The following is a 23392-nucleotide window of genomic DNA, read 5'->3' on the forward strand; positions in this document are numbered from 1 at the left end:
CGTTTATCATATCGTTACTTGAGTTCTCCGCGTGTTATTCCGCAGTAAATTCCCCGATACTCCATTGAATGCCACCCTGGCTGTTCACACGCGGGATCATCACCGTGTGTCCACGTGCAGCGACAACGGGGCGTGAGTATCCGGGGGTTTCTCCCAGACGCGCGATCTTGCCAGTTTCCCATGGACGCAGGTACATCTGTGCATTGTTCGCCTGCGATCCCGCACCCCACACGATTGCCTCTTCACCAATGGAAACCCAAGGAGTTCGGGAATCAAGCATGATCCACTGCGTGGGATAGTCAGCGGTGCTGTCATTCCAGATTCCAAGGTATGACGAGGCCGAAGAAGAAGTTCTTGATGGGGTAACGAGGACCGCGTGGTGATCGCCGGCCGCGTAGAGCCCACTGATCCGGTAATCCTGTGATTTGAGGTCGAAGTGCGTGGTGGCCGCTGAGAAATCATCTCCGCTGAGGGTGACAACGCGAGAGGGGAGAGGTGAGTCCTTTGGAGTGGCAACCACGCTGAGCCCCTGCTCACAGACCGAGGGGTAGGCACCAAAGAGAAGAATCTTGGGCTTGTCAGAGCGCTTTGAATCGTCGAGGCCTTGGGTGACGACAAGCGAGAAATCTCCATGATCAGTTGCGGCTTTTGCGCCGTAAAATGCGTGTGTCCCATCGCTCACAGGAGGAAGTTCACCTGCGCTTCGTGGACTGTGAGCGGGAAGATCACTCCACGTCATTACGGTGTGCAAACGTTGCTCGGCCTTATTCCAGGAGAAAACCGTCCACGGGGCAAAGACATTGTCTTCTTGGTGATCTCCAGTTGAGGAAGAAGAAACCTGCCGGCCAAGGAAAGTAATCCAAGGACCGTTTTGTGTTCCATCGAGTGGCTCAACGTAGTTTCCGTCTTCTCGAAGAAGGTCGGCAGATAGATCGCGTGCCCCTTGAGGGGTGAGAATTGCGGGCTTGTAGGAGTACAGATCGTTCGGGTCGTGTGTGGATGAGCCGAAAACCTGAGAGCCGTCGATGGGAAGAGAAGGGATCTGGCGGAAATCCCCGCCCAGCGACCATTTCTCATCTACGGAAGCCTCCTGGGTTTGCCCCGATGGAGACAATTCGCATGGCTGATTGCTCGCGTGCATTGCGATGATCTCAAAAGGAAGAGAGAGATCTGTGCACGCGCCTTCGTGCGGATCCTCCAGTGCAGAGGGAGCAACGAGAGGCTCGAAGACGCCGTTCATCTGACGAGGCGATACACTCGCGCCCGCTGAGGCCGAAGAATCTCCGCTCCCTCCGCTTGCGCAGCTGCCAAGGGCCACAAGAGCGCAAGCGCTGAGGAAAGCAAAGCGACGCAGGGACGCGCGGCCTCGGGAATGAGAATGGAGGTCGGGGTGTTCCGGGATAGTCGGCGTTCCCAGAACACCCAAACTCTCAGCGTGCGGTGTAGATACCAATGTGTTCGCGTCCATCGCGTTCGACCTCGGTTTGGAGGAAGTTCTGGGTGAATGAGGGCAGGTGGTACCAGAACTGTTCCTCGCCATTCCAGAGGTAGTGAACTCCCGGGTCGGCCATCCGCATGGAATCGGTGTTGGGATCGTAGGAAGTCACAACCAAGATGTGGGAGAAGGTCGAGTTGGGGTGACCGTTATAGTGGGGGCCTCCTCGACGTTCCTGGGCATCAACAGCGGTGGGGAGTCCCTTGCGGAAGGAGCTCTTTACCGAATCTCGCACCTGATCAACCGAGGGAGTGTGAATCGTGGTGTAAGCATCACGGCCCAACCAGCGATTCATCCCATATTCAAAACGACGATCGTGGAAGCTCGTGTAGCCGTAGCCCACAGTGTTCATGTAGTCGCGGCTGGCTACGGCGTTAATACTCAAAGGGACACCCTGAGCGGAATAATGTGCCCCAATCGCGTTGAGGATCATCCAACCACTGGTCGGGCCGCAGAAATAGTTATTAGGCTGCCCGGCCCACGTGACGTTGAAGTCGTGGGCTTTTTCTAGGACACCGTGCTCAAAGTTCTGCTTATGGCGGTTGCCGTCCCAGTAAGCCTCAGAGGTTGGGTAGCCCAAGTGGCCGCGCTCATACCCGTGATTACCGTATTCGGCAAGCAAATCAGATGTGACAGCGTGTGAGCCGGAGCGCGGCGACCAATATGCGGTTCCGCCTTGGAAACGTTGATACACGCCCCCATTAGCCGTAGCGGTTTCGTCAGAGAGCGGATAACCGAGTTCCCCACGTTCCCAGTTGTAATAAGCGTAGGTTCCCATGATCGCATCGTGGACAAAATAAGAATCCGAACCGGGGTGCCAGTAAGCGGTGGCTGACTGGAACGTCTGGAAAACGCCGCCGTTTGCGGAAGGCGTTTCGTTACTGGTCGGGTAACCAAAACGCCCCCATTCATATCCGGCGCGCCCGTATGCGCCCAACACGGCACCATGCACGTAATAGCTGCCAGTGCGGGGGTGCCAATAGGCAGTGCCACCTTGGAAGGTCTGATACACGCCACCACCCGCCGTAGCGGTCTCTTCGCCCGTCGGGTAACCCATCTGGCCGCGTTCCCAGCCCTGAGCTTCCCATAGGTTACGGATACCGCCAGTCACCCTATGCGCGCCGGTCGACGGGTGGAAATAGATCGAGCCACCAGTGAAGTGCTGGTAGGTGCCGCCGTTCGCAGCGTCCTTCATCTCATCGTTGAGAGGCCACCCGAGCGAGCGACCTTCTGTTTCTGCGGCCTTGTAGCGCTCAAGGATTTTGCCCCATATGGGGTGGGACCCGCCCTGGCTGCTCCAACGAATTTCGCCGTTCTCATAGGTTTGAACTGCGCCGCGAATCCCCGCGATCGTCTGGTTCTCTTCATCAGAAGTTGGGAAACCGAGGGGGCCGTTTTCCCATTTGTGTGCGCTGTAGGCTTCGTGGATTCCGTCGCGCGAGGCGTGTGCACCGTACTGAGGGGTCCAGTAGATTTGGCCGCCGCGGTAAAACTGGATGAAAGCACCGTCACGAAGGGGCACCAGTGAAGAGGTGGCAACGCCAAGTACTCCGTTTTCTCCGCCTAATTCCTGCCAGTGCTGGCGAATGACATCAGCGGGGGAGAACGGTGCGGGGGGGGGTGCGGTAATCGCGGCAGTGGTGGGCGTGGCCTCGCTTGGGGTTGCGTGTGCCGAGGCCGTGGGGGAGGCCGAAGGCGTTGCCTCGCTGGCCGCGGTGCTGACTGACGGGGAGGGGGATGGTGAAGCGGAAGAGGGATCTGCGTGTGTTGTAGGGGCAAGTGCAAGTGCAAACAGCACTGACACCGCACAGGTCGATGCGATAGATGAATGCTTCATGAAGAAGTCTCCTGGGGGGCAAAGAGAAACTTACTCTTCAAACACTCTAGCCGAATAATATTCAGAATTTATGTTCATTACTTGGCATATACCTCACATTTGCCCGTAGGCTTATCCCATGAGCAATCCAACCGTCATCGCCGTCGTCGTTGCATGGAACCGAGCACAGCTTTTGCGTGAAACCTTGGACGGCCTTGCCTCGCAGACCCGGCCATTGGATGGAGTCGTCGTTGTTGATAATGCTTCCAGTGATGAAACCCCCCAGCTCATAGCTTCGCATCCTGCCGTCACCAATGTTGTGACGCTTCCGCAAAATTACGGAGGTGCTGGCGGCTTTGCCGCAGGAATTGCCAGGGCAATGACTTTGGGTGCCGACCTCGTGTGGATCATGGATGATGACACGATCCCGACTCCTACTGCCCTTGAGGTGTTGCTACGAACTCGCGAGGAATACCCAGGTGTCCCCGCCGTTTTAGCGTGCCGAGCCGATTGGATTGACGGACGCGAACACCCAATGAATGCGCCTCGCGAACGCTTCTTGATTTCCCGGCAGCTGCGTGAACACGCCGCTGCTGTTGGAGCGCGTCAGATTCGCACGGCCTCCTTCGTGGCGATCATGATCGATGCTCGCGCGATTGAGGAAGAAGGGCTTCCTGAAGCCGCCTACTTCTTGTGGAATGACGACTTTGAATACACCGCGCGCCTTCTCAAGGGAAGAGTGGGACTTTACGTGGATGGGGCACGTGTCGAGCATCGGACGAAGACCTTCGGAAACTCCACTGCCGATCCCGGCCCGCGTTTCTACAACGAAGTTCGTAACAAAGTCTGGGCGCTTGGAACTTCTTCCGGCTTTGGCCTTTTTGATCGCTGCGCTTTTGGAGCTGCCACTGCGCTTCGCTGGGCAAAGATGATTGCCGCCTCGGCTGACCGCGAAGCTGCGCTCGGATACCTGCGTGAGGGGCTTCGTGATGCCTGGCGGCCGCCGTTGCGCTCCAGTGAAATCCTTCATCTCACCGAGGTTGCCGATGAAGTGGCTGCTCTTGAACAGGGACGGCGCGCTTGTGGGTGCGGCTGCGGGTGCTCATCATCTAGCCCTGAGACGCGTGGCTGCTCAGAGGGGGAGCCTCGATGACAGTCACAAAATTTTCGGTTCTGCTCCCTGTCTATGCAGGGGATCAGCCGGAGTTCTTCTTCCGTGCAGTTTCCAGCGCGACGCGCGAACAGGAGTTGCGCCCACGCCAGTTGGTTGTTGTGTGCGATGGTCCCATCCCTGAAGAGATTTCGGAATTTCTTCACCGCGCTGCGCGAGGGGAAGAAACCGAAATTTTGGGAAACACAGATGTCAGGGTCGTCCGGCTCAAGCGCAATATGGGACTGGCGAATGCCTTGAATATTGGCCTGGCACATTGTTCGTATGAAATTGTTGCGCGCGTTGATGCTGACGATATTTCGCTTCCCCGTCGTTTCGCAGTCCAGGTTCCCCTCGTCGAGGCCGGCTTGGGCTTGCTGGGCTCAGCAATTCAAGAATTCAGCGATGACGAGGCCGAGGGCGGGATGGTCCGGACTATGCCGACCAGCGAAGAAGAGATCCGTCGGGTCATTTCCTACCGCTCTCCCTTCGCACATCCTTCAGTTGTTTACCGCAAGAGTGCAGTTGAATCAGTCGGAGGATATGAGCACCTTCAGCTGATGGAGGACTACTTGCTTTTTGCACGGATGGTTGCAGCGGGAATTCCATGCGCGAATGTGCCAGAGGTTCTTGTTCGCTATCGCGTGGGATCCGGCGCATATAAGAGGCGCGGCGGGGCGCAGATGCTGCGCTCAGAGATGCGCCTTCAAAACCTTTTGCTCAGTGAAGGAATCGTGTCCAAGGCTCAATACTCGCGAAACCTTGCCATCCGTGGGGCCTATCGGTTGATTCCTACACAACTTCGACAAACTCTCTATCGAGGGGTTGGAAAACTTCGCTGGTTCGTGTCGAAAGACCAATGACGCGATCTGTCCAGTTCTTTCGCTTATACTGACTGGGATTGAAAGGAGTTCGACCGTGAACTATGACCTCGTTGTCGTCGGATCTGGCCTTTTCGGCCTGACAATTGCTGAGCAGGCCGCATCCCGCTGGGGCCTCCGCGTCGCAATCGTTGAGCGTCGCTCACACCTTGGTGGCAATGCCTACTCTGAGATTGATCCGGAAACCGGTATCGAAGTCCATAAGTACGGCGCACACCTCTTCCACACCTCCAATGAGCGCGTGTGGGAGTATGTCAATCGTTTCACCTCCTTCACTTCTTACGTTCACCGCGTATGGACCACCGTTGACGGTGTTGTCTACCCGATGCCCGTGAACCTGGGAACCATTAACCAGTTCTTCTCCGCCGCCTACGGCCCGGACGAGGCCCGCGCGCTGATTGCCCAGCAGGCGGCAGAAGTTGACGGCCAAGAGATCACTGACTTCGAGTCCAAGGGCGTTTCCCTGGTTGGTCGTCCCCTCTTCGAGGCTTTCTTCAAGAACTACACGGCTAAGCAATGGCAGACCGATCCCAAGGATCTTCCCGCCTCGATCATTTCGCGTCTTCCCGTGCGTTACAACTACGATTCGCGCTACTTCAACGATAAGTACGAAGGTCTGCCGGTAGATGGCTACACCGCGTGGATGGAACGCATGGTGGCCTCGGACCTGATTGACGTTTACTTGGATACCGACTTCTTCGATCCCGAAAACCCGCTGAACAAGGCCGCGGTTGTCGGCAAGGTTCCGGTTGTTTACACCGGCCCGGTCGATCGCTACTTCGACTACTCGGCAGGTGACCTGTCCTGGCGCACCGTCGACTTCGAAAAGGAAGTCGTCGATACCGGTGACTACCAGGGCTGCTCCGTCATGAACTACGGCGATATCGACGTTCCTTTCACGCGAATCATCGAATTCCGCCACTTCCACCCCGAGCGTGACTACCAGGACAAGAAGACCGTGATTTTCCGCGAGTTCTCTCGCTTTGCTGATCACGGCGATGAGCCCTACTACCCGGTGAACACCGCACAGGATCGCGAGCGCCTCGAGCAATACCGTAAGCTTATGAAGAATGAAGACCGTGTCTTCTTCGGCGGCCGCCTGGGTACCTACAAGTACCTGGATATGCACATGGCCATCGCTTCGGCACTGACGATGCTCGATAACGAGCTTGCCCCCTTGTTCGAGGATGGGACCACTCGTTGAGTAACATCGCATCGCAGCAATTCCAAACCCCGGGCAAGTCATCGGGGCTGATCGAGGTTTTCCGTCAGCCCTACCTGACCAGCCTGATCGTTCATAAGGAACTGCGAGCTCGCTATCGCGGCTCGATCTTTGGAATGCTGTGGAGCTACGCGAAGCCGTTGACCCAATTTTTGGTCTTCTACTTTGCGCTTGGTGTTTTCATGAAGATGAACCGCGCCGTGGAGAACTATGTCATTTACATGTTCTCCGGTGTGGTTCTCATGAACTATTTCTCGGAAGTTTTTGGCAACGCAACCCGCTCTGTTGTCGGCAACGCTCCGCTGGTGAAGAAGATCTATCTTCCCCGTGAACTCTTCCCGATGTCGGCCATGTGGGTCGCCCTTGTGCACTTCCTCCCACAGGTTGCTGTTCTTTTCGTCGGTGCACTCCTTTTCGGCTGGCATCCGACGGTGTGGGGAGTTTTGGCAATCCTTGCGGCCTTCCTCATCGTGTCAATGTTTGCACTGGGAATTGGCCTTTTCTCTGGTGCACTCAACGTGTTCTACCGCGATTCAGAGAACTTCGTTGACCTGATCTTGATGATGGCTACGTGGGTGTCTCCCGTTTTGTACACGTGGTTTAGTGTGCGCGACGTTCTGGATGCCCACGGCCTGCACTGGCTGTGGTGGGTGTACGAGGCCAATCCGCTGACTATTGCGGTTGAGCTTTTCCACTACGGTTTCTGGCAGCCGACCCTAGTTGATGCTGCCGCGAATCCCTACCTTCCCAATCTGGGGCTCTGGACGGGAATTGCTCTGCTGATTTCTCTAGGCGCTGTTATCTTTGGCGAAGTCTCTTTCAGGCGCATGGATCCCAAGTTTGCTCAGGAGCTGTGATGACTGAAGTTATTCGTGTTGATGATGTTGTCAAAGAATTCGCACTGCGCAATACGCACACCTTGAAAGACCGTTTGGTCTGGAGCCTTACGGGGCGTCGCAACCAGCTGGTGAATCATTTCCGCGCACTCAACCATGTGAGTTTCTCGGTTGAGCAGGGGGATTCGATCGGTCTGATCGGCTTCAATGGTTCCGGTAAGTCGACAATGCTTAAGCTTATTTCAGGAGTCATCACTCCGGATGAGGGCTCGGTGGGCTACCGAGGACGTATGGCTGGCCTCATCGAAGTCGGCGCCGGCTTCCACCCAGACCTAACAGGCCGCGAGAATGTTTTTCTTAACGGCGCGATCCTAGGCATGAGTAAAGAGCAGATTGAAGCTGCCTTTGACGATATTGTTGCTTTTTCGGAAATTGAGAAGTTCATTGACACCGAGGTGAAGTTCTACTCCTCGGGTATGTTCTTGCGTTTGGCTTTCGCCGTTGCAGTCCACACCAGCCCGGACATCTTCTTGGTTGATGAGATTTTGGCTGTGGGCGACGAGCCCTTCCAACGCAAGTGCCTTGACCGTATCCATGAGATGCAGGAGCAGGGGACATCGCTGGTGATTGTCAGCCACGACCTTGACCTGATTGCGCGCCTGTGCAATAGGGGAGTGCTGCTGCACCATGGTGAACTTCTTGTTGATGGAAGCGCGCAAGAAGCAGTCGATCGACTGCGTTCCCTTTGATACCTCGCACCTAGATCAGGAGATAGAAGTATGGGTTGGAGTTCGCTCCTCGTTCCGGCTCTTGTCTTAGCGTTGATTCTTTATGTTCCGGGAATCCTTGTGAACGCCTTGCTGTTCCGTTCCCGGGTGCTCACTATTGCTTTTGCACCACTGACTGGTGCAGCGGTATTGGGTGCTGCTTCCTTAGTTTCTGGTTTTAAACCCGGAGTCTGGGGCTTAGGGCTTGTTGTTGCGGTGTCGCTAGCGACCATGCTCCTTGTTGCAGGACTTTCCTTCCTTGGAGGACGCCGCCCTTACGACTGGGTAGCTAGTTTCGCTCATCTCTTCTCGCTGTCGAATCTGCGTGGCCTTCTGGTCACACTTCTGTGTCTGGGAATTAACGCGGGGGTCGTTCTCTTTGTCTTCCTTCGCTCGTTCCGCTCAGCAGATGCAATTCTTTATTCGTATGACACGCCTTTCCATATGGCTGTCATTCGTTGGATTCTCGACTCTGGCGATGCGTCTTCCCTTCACAGTGCGACGGTTGATGGCACGATCGGTTCTCATTTCTATCCCGCGCTCTGGCATGGCTGGGTCTCCTTAGCTCTTTCTGTGCTCAACACATCGATGATGCAGGCAATCAATGCATCGACGCTTGTTGTTCTGCTCTTCGTTTGGCCTCTTTCTGCCAGCCTCCTTACTTTTGCGGTCTTCTCGAAGAAATTTGACCTTGCCCCGCAGCTTGCAATTGCGATTGCCGGTCTTTTCGGGTCGTACCCATGGGGCTTTTTAACATTTGGTGTCCTATATTCGAATTTCTTTGCGTACTCGTTAACACCCGCTTATCTCGCTGCGATTGTTCTTCTTGTCCGTGGTCTTCGGTTAAAGACGCTTGCACCAGGTGGACTCGTTGCCTACCTACTTCTGTTGATTGGAGGTTTTGCAGCGATCGCCCTGGCGCAACCGAACTCTGTTTTCACCATCGCAGTGATGATTTTCCCCTTCCTGTTCTTTAGCGCCTGGAAGGTTTGTGCGAAGCGATCGGTATGGCTGGCGCTTACTGTCTGCACTTCGCTGCTTGTCGCAGCGGCCGGTATCTGGGTTGCGCTCTATAAAGCGCCTTTCATGCGCCGAACCGTTACATGGGTGTGGCATTCTTTCCAAACACCCGCAGAATCACTTCGCGCAGTGGCAACTTTGTCGATGAATGCAACCGATGGCGAATACGGCGGAGAAATCGTCCTTGCGGTCTTCGTTCTTCTTGGGCTTCTTGTCGCTTTGCTTCGCAGGAAGGCTTGGATCGTCTTCTCTTACCTTGCAGTCGCGAGCCTATACGTACTGTGCGCAGCCTTCGAAGGACGCTTCCGTAATGTCGCAACTGGATTCTGGTATCACGATTCATTCCGGCCTGCTGGCGCGATGTGTATCCTTGCGGTTGCTTTGGCAGCCTATGCTCTCTCATCCGGTGTTTCCACAGTGTCGAAACTTGTCGAGAACACCGCTTCGACATCTGTAAAACGAGGAATCGTTGCTGGAACATCAATTGTTTTGATCGCAGCGGTAGTTGTACTCACCCTCGCATCTTCGAATATCGCGTATCGTGAAAAGATGCTCGCACAGATGAGCGCTGACGTCGCAACGAAGTACACCGACACCGAAGAACTCGCATTCATGGAGAAGGCCCGCTCGATTGTCGGTACTGACACAAAGGTCATGAATGATCCATTCGACGGGTCAATGTTCGCCTACGGTGTTGAAGGATTGCCCGTCGTTTTCCCTGCAATGCCTGGGAACTGGATTGGATCACCAAATCCTGAATCTGAATATCTAAAAGACCATCTTGATGCGGTTGCAACGGATTCAGCTAAGGTTTGTCCGATGCTTCGCGACCTTGATGTGCACTATGTGATGGTCCTTGAACGTCATAAGCAGATTTTTGATGAACCGCACCCGTGGCTAGGAGTTCGAAATATTACTCCACAGACCCCGGGATTTGAGACTGTGCTCCAACAAGGCCCCTATAGTCTCTACAAGATCACCGCTTGCGGACTTGACTAAACGTCAACAAGACGCCCGCGGTTTGACATAGATTTTATTGGCTTTTCTGTCATAGACTTTGCCCATAAATGCACACAATGAAGGAGTGTCGCGTGAAAGCGAAAACCGAAGCGGTTGCTGAAGGAACTGCAACCGAACAGCAATGGACTCCCGTCCAGCGCGTTGTGTTCCCCGGAGAGAGTGACACTTCGTTATGGCCGCTCTACGTCGACTGGGGCGTTGCTCCATCAAGTGCTGCACTAAGTGCTTCTCAGGGAGACCAGAGCGCACTTACGCTTCGACAATTTGAAATGCCCCGTGGAGTGGATGCGACTCGTACCTCGCTTCTGATCCCGGCACGCGAGCGTCTTTCACTTGCGACTTACTTCAACGCTTTCCCTGCTTCTTATTGGCAGCGTTGGACAGATGTTCGTAATATCCGTCTGACTCTGAAGCTCTCGAAGAGGGCGGTTGTTGAGGTTATGCGTTCCTCAGCACGTGGTACCTTTACCCCTGTTGCAACGCGCGCAGGATCTGGTGAACTGAGCTTCGATATTCCGCTGAACCGTTTTGGTGACGGCGGCTGGATCTGGCCCGAAATCACTGCTCTCAAGGAAGACGTTGAGCTCGAATGGGGAACCTGGTCGGTACCTACGCGCGAAGGTGACCGTCATGCCAATGTGACCGTGGGTATCACCACCTACAACCTTCCCGAAGACTGCTTGACTCAGGCCGAGCGTTTCCAAGCAGAACCTGAGGTCCTTGATCACATTGCCGAGATTCTTATTGTCGATCAGGGTAATAAGAACGTGAAGGACTGCGAGCGTTACCCGCGTCTTCAAGAAGAACTGGGAAGCAAGCTCCGGGTGATCGAACAGGCAAACCTGGGCGGTTCCGGTGGCTTCTCTCGCGGCATGTACGAGATGCTCAAGAACCCCGATTCGGACTACGTCCTGCTACTTGACGATGATGCCGTCATCGAACCTGAAGGCTTGCTTCGCGCACTTGCTTTCGCAGAGCATACGCTGACGCCGACGATCGTCGGCGGCCACATGTTCAATGCAAATGAGCGTACGATCTTGCACTCGATGGGTGAAACGATCGATGCTCACAAATTCTGGTGGGGGGCTGTCAACCCTGAACTTGCAACAGTTGACTTGGCTCAGCGCACGATCCGCAATGATCCTCGCTTGAACCGCCGCATCGATGTCGCCTACAACGGTTGGTGGATGTGCTTGATCCCCAAGCCTGTTGTTGCTGAGATCGGTCTGTCCCTGCCCTTCTTCATCAAGTGGGATGACTCCGAATACGGCCTGCGCGCAGCAGAACACGGATTCCCGACGGTCTCTCTTCCCGGCGCTGCCGTGTGGCACGTGCCGTGGACTGAGAAGGACGACGGTCTGGACTGGCAGGCTTACTTCCACCAGCGCAACCGTTGGGTCATCAAGCTGCTGCACTCTCCCTACCCGCGCGGTGCATCATTCCCGAAGACCTCACTGGCCTCGGACGTTCGCGCACTGCTCTCTCTGCAGTACTACAGCGCCGATCTGCGCCGCCAGGGGCTTAAGGACGTATTGCTTGGCCCAGGCCACCTGCACCCTTCGATGCACACACGAGCTGCAGAGGCACGCGCAAAGGCAAAGGAATACACTGATGCCCGCTTGATGACCGAGGCCGCAGACTTCCCTGCAGTACACCGTAAGAAGCCTGCTCCGGTCGGCACCAAGCCTGATTCACGCGCCCAGTTCATGTCAAAGGCAATCGCTGGTATCACCAAGCAGTTCCTGCCCGAAGGCGAACACCGTGAGGACCGTGTTGAGGATGTTCTCTCCAGCACGGATGCTCGTTGGTGGAGGCTTGCAAACCTGAACTCTGCTCTGGTGTCGAACGCGGAAGGCTCCGGTGCATGGCGCTACCAGCGCGATGCCAAGCACTACCGTCGTGCCTTGGCTGAGAGTATTGCGCTCCATGCGGAACTCATTCGCCGTTGGGCTTCGCTGAGCCGTGAGTACCGGGAAGCTCTTCCTGAACTTGTCTCTGTTCAGGCATGGGAAAAGACCTTCGGATTGAAGTAACCCGTAGCACAGGCTGTAGTCCTGAGAAATAACGTGGTGGGTGAGGAATTTCTTCTCACCCACCACGCTTATGTCACGCGCATTTTTTGTGAAGCGTCATCGGCGGCAACTGAAAATATTGCGATTCAACACGAAAATCGACTTGCCGGGGTTGCGATCTCGCTAAATTGCAGTGATCTTCGCTAGGCTATACGCATGAGTGCAGGCTTTGCCTGCGACCCCCGATGTCGGAGTAAAGGAATTCAAGGTGCGTATCGCAGCAATCGTCCCGTGCTACAACGAAGAAGCCGCAGTTGGCACAGTTGTCACGGACCTGAAGAATGCAGTTCCGGGAATTGAAGTCTACGTGTACGACAACAACTCTTCGGATCGTACCGCTGAAGTTGCAGCCGCAGCCGGCGCAATCGTCCGCAAGGAGACTCGTAAGGGGAAGGGTAATGTTGTGCGTCGCGCATTTGCAGACATCGATGCCGATGTTTACGTGATGATCGACGGTGATGACACCTACGATGCTTCGGCCGCACCCGAAATGATCGGCCTTTTGGTACGTGAAAACCTTGATCACGTACTGGGCTGCCGTGTTGACGATAAGGATAACTCTGCATACCGCCCCGGTCATGCTCAGGGAAATAAGATGTTCAACTCCCTGGTCGGGTTCCTCTTCGGCGACACCGTTACGGACATGCTCTCCGGCTACCGTGTTTTCTCTCGTCGTTTCGTCAAGTCCTTCCCGGCGCTTTCTCGTGAGTTCGAGATCGAAACCGAACTCACGGTCCACTCCATGGCACTGCGCGTTCCTCAGGCCGAGTACGGCGTCGGCTTCAAGGATCGCCCCGCGGGCTCAGAATCCAAGCTGCGTACCTTCCACGATGGCTTCCGTATCCTCGGACTGATTGGGCGACTTGTTGCACACGAACGCCCCATGGCTTTCTACGGGATCTTCTCCGCAATCTTCATGCTTCTGGCCCTGTGCTTTGGAGCCCCTGTCATCTGGCATTTCATCCAGGCTGGCAATGTTCCCAAGCTCCCCAGCGCTGTACTGGCCTCTTCTCTGGTGATCGTTGGCGTCTTGTCCTTCGTTGTCGGACTGCTTCAATCCGGTAACTTGAAGACTCGCCGCGAAGCCATGCGTTTGGCGTACCTGCGCTACTCCTCGGTGCTTCCGAACTGACAAGCGAATCTACGGGCTTTATGAACGTCTTTCAAAAGGCGTGGAAGCGTCTTCTTGAAGCGGGTTCCTTCTACCGTTACCTCTTGGTGGGTGTTGGAACCTCGCTTCTGGACTTTTCGCTCTTCTCACTGCTCTCGGTGGGCTTCGATTTGCCGGTGATCCCGTCGAATATCACCTCAACGGTCATCACTGTGTGCGTGAGCTACTGGATTAACCAGCACTTCGTCTTCCAAGCAAAAGGTTTTTCTTGGGCCTCGTTCTTTTCTTTTGCGGGATTAACGCTCTTCACGGGAATGGTCCTTCAATCCGCCATCATTTGGGCGATTGTTCACGGTCTTCCCGCACTCGGGTTGGGAATCTCGCTGTCCTTGCTCAAACCTGCCGCAAAAATCGTTGCTATGGGCACCGGAGCGGTATGTAACTATTTGGGATATAGGTTCATTTTTACCCGCGAGAAGTAGATATACTTCCATCCAACACATCCACACAACGCTGTTGGAGGTCCCATAATGCGTGGTCTCATCAACAAGGTCTCTGCCGTCGCCCTTATCGGCATGGTCAGCCTTTCTCTGACTTCCTGCAAGACGCGCTTGGGGAACGCAGAGGCACAGAGCTCTCCAGTGGCCTCGGCAAGCGGGAACGGAACACAGGGGAGTGCGCAAAGTGAGGCTTCCCCAAGCTCCTCGGCCACAAGCTCGACGCAAAGTTCCACGGCGAATGCCCATGATGTGGGAGTGAGCCCAACACTTGGCTCCATTCCTCAGGGCGCAAGCCGTTTGGAGGACACCGGAGATTCCAAAGGAATCTGGGTCAATTCGCCCTCTGGAAACATCCACTGCTGGTTTGCTAACGATCTTTTGCAGCTATGCATGGTCGATTCCTACCGTGAGGATAAGCCCTACGGTGAGCAGGAGTTCTTCCCGGGAACGCAGCCCCTTGCCAAAGACAATATTCTTTTCGCAGGGCTCTCTAAAGACAAAGAAATCCCCTATATTTCCGCGCGCCGAGATGGACCGCTCCCCACGAACCAGGGCGAGCGTTTGCGCACCCTTTCCTATGGAGAAACCGTTTATGCAGGCAAGGACGTGTGTGCCAGCACAAGCGAGGCGATGGTGTGCTGGGATATCGAAACCGGCGATGGTGCAAAGATTAATCGGGCAGGAACAGAGATCTTCCACCTGAAGAAGTAATAGGGTTTAAACCCGCGCCCCTAACGGGCAGGTGAGCAGTCCCTTGAGCGCGGGGCTTTAAGCTCCTAATCCACAGCAAGGCACACCTTTTCGCTGGCGAAAATTTCCTGCGCCTTTTCGACGCTGTAGTGAGACTTGTTGACGATCACGATGCTGTGTCCATCCATCCATAGACGCGTGAGTAGGGGAGCGCTTGGGAAGCTTTCACAGTAGAGACCCAGGCGCGTGGGTTGTCCCTGCGCCGAAACCTCCTTGAGAAGAGTCTCTTCGTCAGAGTTGATCTGCGCTTGGTAATCCTTCATGGAAGGAGCGCTGTCCAGTGTCTCGTACTCGAATTGATCGCTTTGAGCCATGAGCTCGGATAGTGTATCAAGGATCCCGGAGGGTAAAGGGCCTCTCCAGCGCATAGCCAGGGGAGCGGTGGAATGAGCTAGGCGCCATGCTGCAGTGCTTGCTTCGAGGGCCACGAGTTCATTACTGACGTGCACATCGAAGCTGAAAGCGTTACTGGATAAATGCTGGGAGAAAAGGGTGTTTTGGGTTTCCCAGCCCATCAAATCCCCGCTGACCTGCCAAAATGTTGCCTGCCAGCCCGATGGTAGCTCAATAAGAATGCTAGAGGGGGTGTCAGTATTTCCAAACAGGTCGTTACTGAGGTCAGAAGCAAGTAAATTTGCCATTTTTGAGACCCAGCGAGAGGCGACGGGGCCCGAAATCTCATCTCGAAAACTGTGATAGTGGGTCAAAATTGGATGATTCGTCCGTTGGATTGTCGAGAGAAAATGTGAGATGGCTTGCATAGAAAAAGGGTAGCGGAAAGGCTGTAAATGTGCTGTTTTTACCCAATATTTACAGCAAGTGTTCAGCTTTATCTTCAGGTTTCCTTGGAATTTCGCGGAAAGCGCGGATTTCTGCGCTTTTGGACTTGCGTAAACTATCAATTCGTGCACTGTTTTGAACGCCTTCAGCCTGTATTCCCTTTATCCTTAATCCGCTTGACAGGTGGAAACGACACGCGTGTAATTCTCGTATTGACCTTTTTGTTACATCTCATCACACAGAGGGGGTACTACCGTGTGGAACATTCTGGGTGACGGTCCTATTGAGTGGTCTGACGCTGATGTTGAAGCTCTTCCCTTCTCTGACGGTCCCCTAGCCTGGCAGCAGCACGCACTGTGTGCTCAGACTGACCCTGAAGCCTTCTTCCCTGAAAAGGGAGGTTCGACTCGCGAAGCAAAGGCCGTGTGCCAATCTTGCGAGGTTCGCCAGCAATGCCTTGAATACGCATTGGCGAATGATGAACGCTTCGGAATTTGGGGTGGCCTGTCAGAGCGCGAACGTCGTCGACTGCGCCGCTCGGCCATCTAATGGCTCGGGGCATCCCCTTTTCGCGGGGGACAGTCGCAGCCATCATCGTCGCTCGGGGAATGACCCCCGAGCTGCGTTCGCTTCTTGATGCACTAGCTGCACAGAGCCGCCCAGTCGATCACTTGATCGTCTGCGATGTGCGTGCCCCCCGAACTTCTCCTTTGGCCTCGGGACAGATTGTCGTCGCTGAAGACCTCCCTGACAATGCGCTGCTGATCTCAGTTGGGCGTGCGCGCAACATCAGCGATGCCCTCGTGAAAGCCTCCAAAGATCACGCTGTCTCGCAGGTAATCACTGCAAGCGATTGGCTGTGGATCCTCCATGATGATTGTCTTCCGGCAGATACCTGTCTGGAGGAGCAGCTTGCAGCTACCGAGGCAGGGGCATCCATTGCTGCTGTAACTCCTAAGGCTTTCCACGCTGATGGGACTCTTGCAGAAGTTGGAATCCATGCAACAGCCTCGGGAAGGCGCGTTCCGCTTGTCCTGGATGGAGAAATCGACCAGGGACAGTACGACGGTGTCACTGATGTTCTTGCCGGTGGTAGTGCAGGTCTTCTGGTGGCTTCCTCCGTCTTTAATCAGGTCGGTGGTTTCGATCGAGCGCTCGGTCCGTACAATGAAGGACTTGAACTTTGCTGGAGGATTCACCGAGCAGGCCACCGCGTTGTTGCGGCCCCCAATGCCCACCTCACCCACCTGCAGGTCTCCTCGCCGCAAAACCTTCGGCGCGCCTCAGCACTACGAGCTCGACGTTCTAGTGAGTTCTATTTCGCGACTCTCATTTCAAACCCGCTGCTACTCACTGTTCAGGCTCTGGCTTCGCTGCTCTGGATTCCCCTGAGCTGCCTTGCCATGCTGCTCAGCGCTCGCCCACGCGCAGCCTATGCTCGTTTCTTTGCGTGGCTCGGCCTCTTTGCTCATATCCCACATATTGTGGCTGCACGGGCGCGTCATGCCCGCTGTGCCAGCCAGCCGCGTTCCTCACTACGCCCGCTGCTCACTGGACGCTTTGATGCTTCTCGTATTCGCCGAACGCACCGGAGCGCTCACGTTATTGAGGGACAGGCCTCGTGGAAAGATTCGCTTCTTGAGCGTCGGAGCAGCGACCTGACGCCTCGCGTTGTTACGACGCTTGCGCTCTTCTTGCTCTCTTTGTGGATCTACCGTTCTGATCTGGGATCGGTTAATGGGGGAGCCTGGCTCAACCTTCCCGACCGCTTCTTAGATCTGTGGAGCTATGCGTGGTCCGGCTGGTTGCCTTCGGGCGACGGCTCTGCACACGCGGTGGACCCTCTTGTCCAGCTTCTGAGCGCGTTGAGCGCTCCATTTGCACTCCTAGGCATCGCGCCAACGGTGCTGCTCTACATCTTCCTCGTCCTAAGCCCAGCGTGGGCAGCGTGGAATATGGACGTCCTCAGCATGCGCCTGACATCATCGTGCTCGCTGCGAGTGGCGTTGATGTGTCTGTGGGCCGCTCTTCCCAGTGCACTTTTCGCAATGACCAGCGGAAGACTGGCCTCACTTGCCGTGCACGTATTTTTACCCCTGTGGGTGGCCCTGCTCCTTTCTCTTCCACGTGATCAGCATGTCATCTTGCGTCGCCGCTGGACCTGCGCAGCAATCGTTGGGCTGATTATCACCGCCGCTTACCCGCTGCTTGGGGTATGCGCACTTGTGCTTTTCTCGCGCAGTCTCACCCGTGCCGCAGCAACTCTTCCTGGCCTGCTTCTATGTCTGCCTTTCTTCGTCGATGCAATTGTCTGGCGTGCCTGGCCCGCACTTCTTGCTCCCGCCGAGGCCGCAGCTTCCTATGAGCGTGCCCCCTTTGGCTTGGGTGCTTGGGGGATACCCGCAGCTTCTTCTGCGGCGTGGCTTGGCGTCTGTGCGCTCCTTCTCCTGAGCCTCTGGTTGGTTACGCTGCTGAGCGTCGGGCGTTTTCTTCTTCATTCCCGAGGCTCTTCTTTCTTCCCGGCTTCTCTTCCGGCGCTCGTGGGCATCGCGCTTGTCAGCGGTATTGGAGCATTAGCCCTGTCTTACATTCCTGTCGATTCTGCAAATAGTCCGCTGTTTGCGTGGAGTGGACCGCTGCTTAGCGTTCAGGCCTTAGCCCTGGTCTGTGCTTTATTGCTTTGCGCCAAAGGCATCGAAAAGGAAGGAAAAGGTGCCCGCATAGGATGGAAACTTGTTGCCTGTGTTGGGCTGATCCCGCTCCTTTTAATGGCGGCATCCCCTTGGATTGAGGTACTGCCCTCAGTGCAGTGGAGCGCGCGCTCGACCAGTGAACAGGTGCCTCTCGTTTCCCAGTATGCACAGAATTCTTCGCGGCAGGCTCGGGTTCTTCTGCTCAATGTCGGTGCCGATGGCGACCTCGATGCGAGAATCTGGCGCGGCGCAGGCCCGCAATGGAGTGAACATTCCAGCGTGGCCTCGTGGGTGGCTCTCCATGACAGGATGAACAACACCAGCGACCCCGCGCGGAGCGAATTGGGAGAGACAATCGCGACCTTGGTATCGTTCCCTGATGATTCTGCCTCCCAGCGTTTAGCGCTTCACGCTGTAGATACGATCATTGTGCACTCCCAGGGGCCCGCAGCGTCTTCTATTACGCAAACACTGGACCGTGCTCCCGGTATCGAGAAGATCGGTGAAACCGAGGCCGGGAGCGCATGGAGAGTGCGCCCAGATGGGCGAAAGCCTGCGCGCCTCTGTCTTGCTTCAGTATCGGCCGATTCCCAGTGTGAAGAGCTCGCAAGCGGTGTTGTCGGTGCACGGGCACACGTGTCGGGCCCGGGGGTTCTTCGCCTTGCTGAACGAGAGAACTCGCATTGGGTTGCAACTCTCAATGGGCAGCGGCTGGAGAAAGCTGAAGCAACGAATCAGTGGGGAACGGCATTTTCGATTCCATCCGAAGGTGAGCTCGTGCTGAACTTCCGCTCGAACTGGGTTCTGGCGTGGAAAGCTGCGTGCGCACTTGCTGCCGCGGTGATGCTTTGTGGGCTTCTTCGAGGGCGGAAGGACGTTGTCGACGATGGTGAATAGAAAACGCATGCTCACTATTGGCGCCATCCCCGCCTCGCTACTACTCCTCGGTGCCGCTTCGTGGGGAATAGACAGAGTCCTTCCTGAACCCTCACTTCCTGCGCCCCAGGTTGTCCACGCGCGTCCAGAAACCCTTAACTATGCCTGTCCGGCAGGGATTGTTGACCCATTTCACCTTGATGGAGGTGGATCTACGGCTTCAGTCTGGAATTCTGCTGGGGACCGTGAGACAAGTGGAGAATGGACAATTCTTCGTGCGAATACCTCTGCGCACACCCTTCCCACAACTCTTGGAGTGATGGGCCAAGGTGGGGGAGAGCTTCGCGGTCTAAGTATGACGTCATGCCAATTGCCGTCGAATGATCAGTGGAGTGTTCTGGGATCAAGTACCAGTGGCGAAGACTTGGTGCTGACCTTTGCAAATCCCAATTCCTCGCCCTCTGTGGTGACCCTTGAGGGATACGGAGCAAACGGGCCTATTGATGCCAAACCGCACCAAATGACGATTCCGGCCCGTTCGACTCAATCTGTCCTGGCAGGGGGAGTCTTCCCAGAAGAGAGCGCTCTGGCCATACATGTCCACGCCGATGGTCAAGGAGTGGCAACGTGGGTACAAAGCTCTGCAATGCAGGGGGAAGTTCCTAAGGGCGTGACAAGTGTGAGTGGAACAAAGCCAAGGGAAGACCAGCTTTTCCTTGGACTTTCAAAGCAGGGCACCAGTAGCCTCCGTCTTCTTGTTCCTCCGTTGGGAACAGATGACGAGGCCGATACTCACGTTGCTTTGAGTTACACCAGTGACGCTGGCACCTTTAATGTGCCGGGCGGAGAACTGGATGTGAGCGCAGGAACGGTCGTTGATGTTCCGCTCAACGGAATCACCGATGAACGCTATACCCTGCGTGTTCATGCCGATCGTCCGCTTGTGGCTCAGGTTGTGACGAATGCCGAGCAGGAAGAATATCCCGGAGGACAGCACTGGGGGATGCGCGCGGGTATGAGTTCTGCTCAGGGGTTAGTTCACGCTCAACTACCTTCTGCATCAACAGTGGAAGCGCTGGTTCGTTCGCGCTTGAGCTCGACGATTCTACGCGGGACTGCGCAAGAGAGCGGCAGCGGAGTAGGTGAGATTTCTTCCCACCTGTTGCTCACCTCTGTGCACTCTCAAAGCGGTGTCCAGCTCCAACTGGGAAATGAACAGGTAACCCTCGAAGCAGGGAAGATGGCGATGCTGGATCTTCCCTCGCAGGACACTAGCCTAGAGTCTCCCAGTGATGTTGCGATTGCGGTTGAGGTGGAAGCGAAAACTCCCAGTGGAGTGCTTCGTGCCGTATGGCCGCTGAGCGCAGATGACGTCGAGCAGGCATCGACCTCGATTACCGTTCGTTAGCTTGCCAAAGAGCTTCCTCATGCTCAAAGCGTGCCATGCGCAGGGCCTGCCTAGCCTCTTTTTTGCCTTCTGCAGGAGTGAAGAGCGGTCGGTGATAACGCTAGGAGAGGGAATCAAGTTCCTCTGGTGAAATGTAAAGGATATGCGAGATGCGCTCGGCAATGAGAGCGCGCAATGCCGAATAGAGGTCTGCCGGAGGAATCCGCATGGTGATGGGAAGGCGGTAAAGGACAATACGGTCTCCCAGCCCCTTACGTCGGTCCGCGGGAAAGACGCGGGCTAAAACTACCCCGTGGTCTTCCCAAGGAGCTGGATCTGAGGGAGGAACGTCCTCGGTTGCAAACTCGATTGTCGCAACCTCAGGCCAGCGCTCGGTGAGTTCGCTAATCACAAGCGCAACGGTCGAATCAAATGTTTCCCGACGCGTTTTCCACGCGGGAAGCCCAGGGAAAAGACGCACATAGCGCGGGGTGCGGCCATGGCGGTCATTGGCGCGTGGAAAAGCTGATGGGAGAGCCATACACATAAGGGTATCGCTCACCTCTGCGCTCAAGCTGAGGACCTGCCGACGAAGGGCACGCAATAGGAATAGAAAATGCCGTATTGTAGAGCGGTGATCTCGGTTCGACACTGTTCTAAGCCCGGCTGCTCGAAGCCTGCTGTAGCTACACTCACCTACGATTATTCGGATTCGACTGCTGTTGTCGGTTCGCTTTCAGCGGCTGCAGACCCCAATGCCTACGACCTGTGTGAGCACCATGCAAATAGTTTGACCGTCCCGCGTGGGTGGCAGATCGTGCGCCTTCAGACGACCTTCGAACCGGCACCTCCATCGGGGGATGACCTTATGGCTCTTGTCGACGCCGTTCGCCAAGCTGCTGCGCACACCCGAAACCGCGCACAGGGCACTGACGCTGTGGAAACCAAGACTCCTACTCAGTCTGCATCTGTCGCGAAAACGGCTGCCGCGGCCTCGGCGCACGCTGAGCTTGGCCCCTTCGCTCAACCGACTAGCTCTCACGAGGCCGAATCCTCAAGCCCCCTCGATCCACATTCGCCGTGGGCTCGTCGCCGGGCTCAGTTTAAAGTGATCACCGAGGAGCCTTCTTCCGATCACGAATAAGATGGCTGCGCGCGTGTACTAGACCTCGAAGGGGACAGCTTCCACCTGTTGCCGGCGAGCTTCAAGGATATCTTGTCGCTTGAGTTCCTTCGCGTACTCCCGGTCGCGCAGAACGACAAGAACCGCTGCGAGGAAACGCTCGGGGTGAATGTTTGTTGGCGGCTTGGGTGAAACAAAAGCCGAAACCCGTCCCGCTAAGGACATTGCGATCGACAGACGTAGCTGGTCAAGAATCTGGCGGTTATTGTGCAGAAAATTCATACACTCAAAGTGCAGTTCATCCGGGATCGGAAGAACTTGCGCGTGAGAGGCCCACTGAGCACAATCGGGGGGCATAACCAACGGTGGATAAAAGATGGGCTCGGGAACCTGAATAACCATGGTCCCTGCTGCGACGTCCCCTAGACGTGTTGCTCGCGGCGAGAAGACCGTTGCCATGAAAGACAAGAGGCCGAAGAGCATGTAGGTTTCCACCACTGCAGTCATTGCGCGGACGAAGGAGTGACGCGCGGTGATAATCCCGCCATCCCGACGCACAACTTTTAGGTTAAAGGCCCACTTACCGAGGGAATAACCATGGGTCAAGACCTCAACGGCAAAGGGGAGGACTACTAAAGATAAGAAAATATCGATAACGCGCATTGCCGTCGCCAAGGTTGTTGGAACGTCGTGACCAGCGGTGAAAGCAACAAAAATGCACGTAAGAACGAAAAGAGCTCCAACATACAGGGTCAGGTCTATGAGGAAAGCAGCGGCCCTGACAAAAGGAGAAGCGGGTTTGAGATCGAGTTTGACGCCCTCACCGCTGATGAAAGATTCATCAGAAATTCGTTGGACGTTTACAGGAAGCTCGCTCATGTATGACACTATATCTTGTATGGATATCGACGCACTAAAAGCTTCACATATGCGCCATTGGAATCGTTTTCATCAATTGGCGCATTCGCGTCGATTGACGGGACCAGAAATTGATGAGCTTTCAGTGCTTTATCGGCAGGTCACCGCTGATCTTGCGAAAGTACGTTCACAAAACCCGGACCAGGATGTCATTTCCTATCTCTCTGGTGAGCTCTTGCATGCGCGAGCTCGATTGACGGGAACGTCTGGAGCGAGCCTGTGGGCGATTTCGCGTTGGTTCCGTCATGATCTTCCCGCAGCTCTGTATCGGATCCGCTATGTCACGATTGCGATCATGCTCATTTTCATCGCGATGACAGCGTTGCAGACGTGGTGGATCTTGCGTGACCCCGCTGCTCTCTCAATGCTGGGAAGTCCGGAACACCTGAAGGACTACGCGACAACACAATTTTCCAGCTACTACAGTCAAGACACCAACGCCTCTTTCATGTCCTATGTGTGGACGAATAATGCCTTTATTGCCTTGCGTGTCGTTGCAGGTGGAATCACAGGGTTCTATCCAATTTTGGCTTTGTGGGGGAATGCCCAAAACCTAGGAATTTCCGCTGCGGTTGTCATTCACTATGCCGGCCCTGCGCACTTTTTCAGTTTTATCCTTCCCCACGGAATCCCAGAATTGACGGCAATTTGGATCTCAACCGCAGCGGGCTTGCGCCTCTTCTGGGCGTGGCTTGTTCCAGGACGAAAGACTAGAGGCCAAGCGCTCGGCGAGGCAGGGCGTTCGATGATCACTGTTGGTTTGGGAATGGTGATTTTGCTCTTCTTGTGCGGAGCCATTGAAGGTTTTATCACGCCGTCTGATCTTCCGCTGTGGCTGAAGATCACCTGCGGTGTGACACTGACTGCAAGTGTGTGGATCTATACCTTCGTGGCTGGTGGGCGTGCTTATCAGGCGGGAGTGAGCGGTGACCTTGACGAAGACGCCGGTTACGCAACACCTGTGATCTAAGAAAT

At 55.4% G+C, this 23392-nt stretch carries 20 protein-coding genes; 15 read left to right on the top strand and 5 right to left on the bottom strand.

The features are described from left to right. Positions 1-34 precede the first annotated feature (34 nt). Together QZR18_RS02990 and QZR18_RS02995 are read right to left on the bottom strand one after the other, a co-directional pair. A complete protein-coding gene (locus QZR18_RS02990) occupies positions 35-1468 on the bottom strand; it encodes a hypothetical protein (RefSeq protein WP_295910298.1) in 1434 nt (477 codons plus the stop codon). Next, positions 1431-3332 (bottom strand): C39 family peptidase, encoded by a 1902-nt coding sequence (locus QZR18_RS02995; RefSeq protein ID WP_178706635.1) that lies wholly within the window; start codon positions 3330-3332, stop codon positions 1431-1433. The genes QZR18_RS02990 and QZR18_RS02995 overlap by 38 nt, the downstream gene beginning before the upstream one ends. A 118-nt stretch (positions 3333-3450) precedes the next feature. Between QZR18_RS02995 and QZR18_RS03000 the strand changes: the two genes are divergently transcribed. The 10 genes from QZR18_RS03000 to QZR18_RS03045 all read left to right on the top strand — a co-directional run bounded on the left by QZR18_RS03000 (position 3451) and on the right by QZR18_RS03045 (position 14601). Beyond that, entirely contained in the window at positions 3451-4464 is a 1014-nt protein-coding gene (locus QZR18_RS03000) for a glycosyltransferase (RefSeq protein ID WP_178706638.1), read from the top strand. Next, positions 4461-5324 carry a glycosyltransferase gene (locus QZR18_RS03005; protein WP_178706640.1) on the top strand — a complete coding sequence of 288 codons (864 nt, stop codon included), beginning with the start codon at positions 4461-4463 and terminating at the stop codon, positions 5322-5324. Before QZR18_RS03000 ends, QZR18_RS03005 begins: the two co-directional genes overlap by 4 nt. 55 nt (positions 5325-5379) lie before the next feature. Then, positions 5380-6546 carry a UDP-galactopyranose mutase gene (glf, locus tag QZR18_RS03010; RefSeq protein ID WP_178706643.1) on the top strand — a complete coding sequence of 389 codons (1167 nt, stop codon included), beginning with the start codon at positions 5380-5382 and terminating at the stop codon, positions 6544-6546. Further along, complete coding sequence (locus QZR18_RS03015) at positions 6543-7421, top strand: ABC transporter permease (RefSeq protein ID WP_178706646.1); 879 nt, start codon at positions 6543-6545, stop codon at positions 7419-7421. The genes glf and QZR18_RS03015 overlap by 4 nt, the downstream gene beginning before the upstream one ends. Further along, on the top strand, positions 7421-8149 hold the full coding sequence (locus tag QZR18_RS03020; RefSeq protein ID WP_178706649.1) for an ABC transporter ATP-binding protein: 729 nt from the start codon (positions 7421-7423) through the stop codon (positions 8147-8149). Before QZR18_RS03015 ends, QZR18_RS03020 begins: the two co-directional genes overlap by 1 nt. Before the next feature lie 30 nt (positions 8150-8179). Further along, complete coding sequence (locus QZR18_RS03025; protein WP_178706652.1) at positions 8180-10186, top strand: DUF6541 family protein; 2007 nt, start codon at positions 8180-8182, stop codon at positions 10184-10186. A gap of 92 nt (positions 10187-10278) precedes the next feature. Beyond that, the gene (locus tag QZR18_RS03030) at positions 10279-12240 is read left to right on the top strand and encodes a glycosyltransferase (RefSeq protein ID WP_295910302.1); all 1962 of its coding nucleotides are present in this window, start codon (positions 10279-10281) and stop codon (positions 12238-12240) included. A 247-nt stretch (positions 12241-12487) separates the two neighbouring features. After that, positions 12488-13411: a glycosyltransferase gene (locus QZR18_RS03035; RefSeq protein WP_295910305.1), complete on the top strand. Its 924-nt coding sequence runs from the start codon at positions 12488-12490 to the stop codon at positions 13409-13411. 20 nt (positions 13412-13431) lie between these two features. After that, a complete protein-coding gene (locus QZR18_RS03040; RefSeq protein WP_178706661.1) occupies positions 13432-13872 on the top strand; it encodes a GtrA family protein in 441 nt (146 codons plus the stop codon). Between the two features lie 48 nt (positions 13873-13920). After that, positions 13921-14601 carry a hypothetical protein gene (locus QZR18_RS03045; protein WP_178706664.1) on the top strand — a complete coding sequence of 227 codons (681 nt, stop codon included), beginning with the start codon at positions 13921-13923 and terminating at the stop codon, positions 14599-14601. Positions 14602-14666: 65 nt separating this feature from the next. On the opposite strand, the gene QZR18_RS03050 is transcribed toward QZR18_RS03045, so the two are convergent. Then, positions 14667-15281, bottom strand: coding sequence for a hypothetical protein (locus QZR18_RS03050; RefSeq protein ID WP_295910308.1), 615 nt, complete (start codon positions 15279-15281; stop codon positions 14667-14669). 394 nt (positions 15282-15675) lie between these two features. Here QZR18_RS03050 and QZR18_RS03055 point away from each other — a divergent pair, with 394 nt between their 5' ends. Genes QZR18_RS03055 through QZR18_RS03065 form a run of 3 tightly spaced genes read left to right on the top strand, consistent with a single transcriptional unit; the run spans position 15676 to position 20397 of the window. Beyond that, positions 15676-15969 (top strand): WhiB family transcriptional regulator, encoded by a 294-nt coding sequence (locus QZR18_RS03055; RefSeq protein WP_009409184.1) that lies wholly within the window; start codon positions 15676-15678, stop codon positions 15967-15969. Continuing rightward, the gene (locus QZR18_RS03060; protein WP_178706668.1) at positions 15969-19010 is read left to right on the top strand and encodes a glycosyltransferase; all 3042 of its coding nucleotides are present in this window, start codon (positions 15969-15971) and stop codon (positions 19008-19010) included. Before QZR18_RS03055 ends, QZR18_RS03060 begins: the two co-directional genes overlap by 1 nt. A gap of 7 nt (positions 19011-19017) precedes the next feature. Continuing rightward, a complete protein-coding gene (locus QZR18_RS03065; protein ID WP_178706670.1) occupies positions 19018-20397 on the top strand; it encodes a DUF5719 family protein in 1380 nt (459 codons plus the stop codon). Positions 20398-20497: 100 nt separating this feature from the next. Here QZR18_RS03065 and QZR18_RS03070 read toward each other — a convergent pair whose 3' ends face one another. Next, the gene (locus QZR18_RS03070) at positions 20498-20917 is read right to left on the bottom strand and encodes a metallopeptidase family protein (protein ID WP_178706673.1); all 420 of its coding nucleotides are present in this window, start codon (positions 20915-20917) and stop codon (positions 20498-20500) included. A 93-nt stretch (positions 20918-21010) separates the two neighbouring features. On the opposite strand from QZR18_RS03070, the gene QZR18_RS03075 reads away from it, so the two are divergent. Next, positions 21011-21520, top strand: a complete 510-nt coding sequence (locus QZR18_RS03075; protein WP_178706706.1) for a DUF3499 domain-containing protein — start codon at positions 21011-21013, stop codon at positions 21518-21520. 18 nt (positions 21521-21538) lie between these two features. Here QZR18_RS03075 and QZR18_RS03080 read toward each other — a convergent pair whose 3' ends face one another. Beyond that, positions 21539-22378, bottom strand: a complete 840-nt coding sequence (locus tag QZR18_RS03080) for an RDD family protein (RefSeq protein ID WP_178706677.1) — start codon at positions 22376-22378, stop codon at positions 21539-21541. A gap of 49 nt (positions 22379-22427) precedes the next feature. Between QZR18_RS03080 and QZR18_RS03085 the strand changes: the two genes are divergently transcribed. Beyond that, positions 22428-23387: a stage II sporulation protein M gene (locus QZR18_RS03085; RefSeq protein ID WP_366921408.1), complete on the top strand. Its 960-nt coding sequence runs from the start codon at positions 22428-22430 to the stop codon at positions 23385-23387. Positions 23388-23392: the final 5 nt, after the last annotated feature.

This window comes from uncultured Actinomyces sp., assembly GCA_900541895.1.
In the GTDB taxonomy this organism is placed as follows: Bacteria; Actinomycetota; Actinomycetes; order Actinomycetales; family Actinomycetaceae; genus Pauljensenia.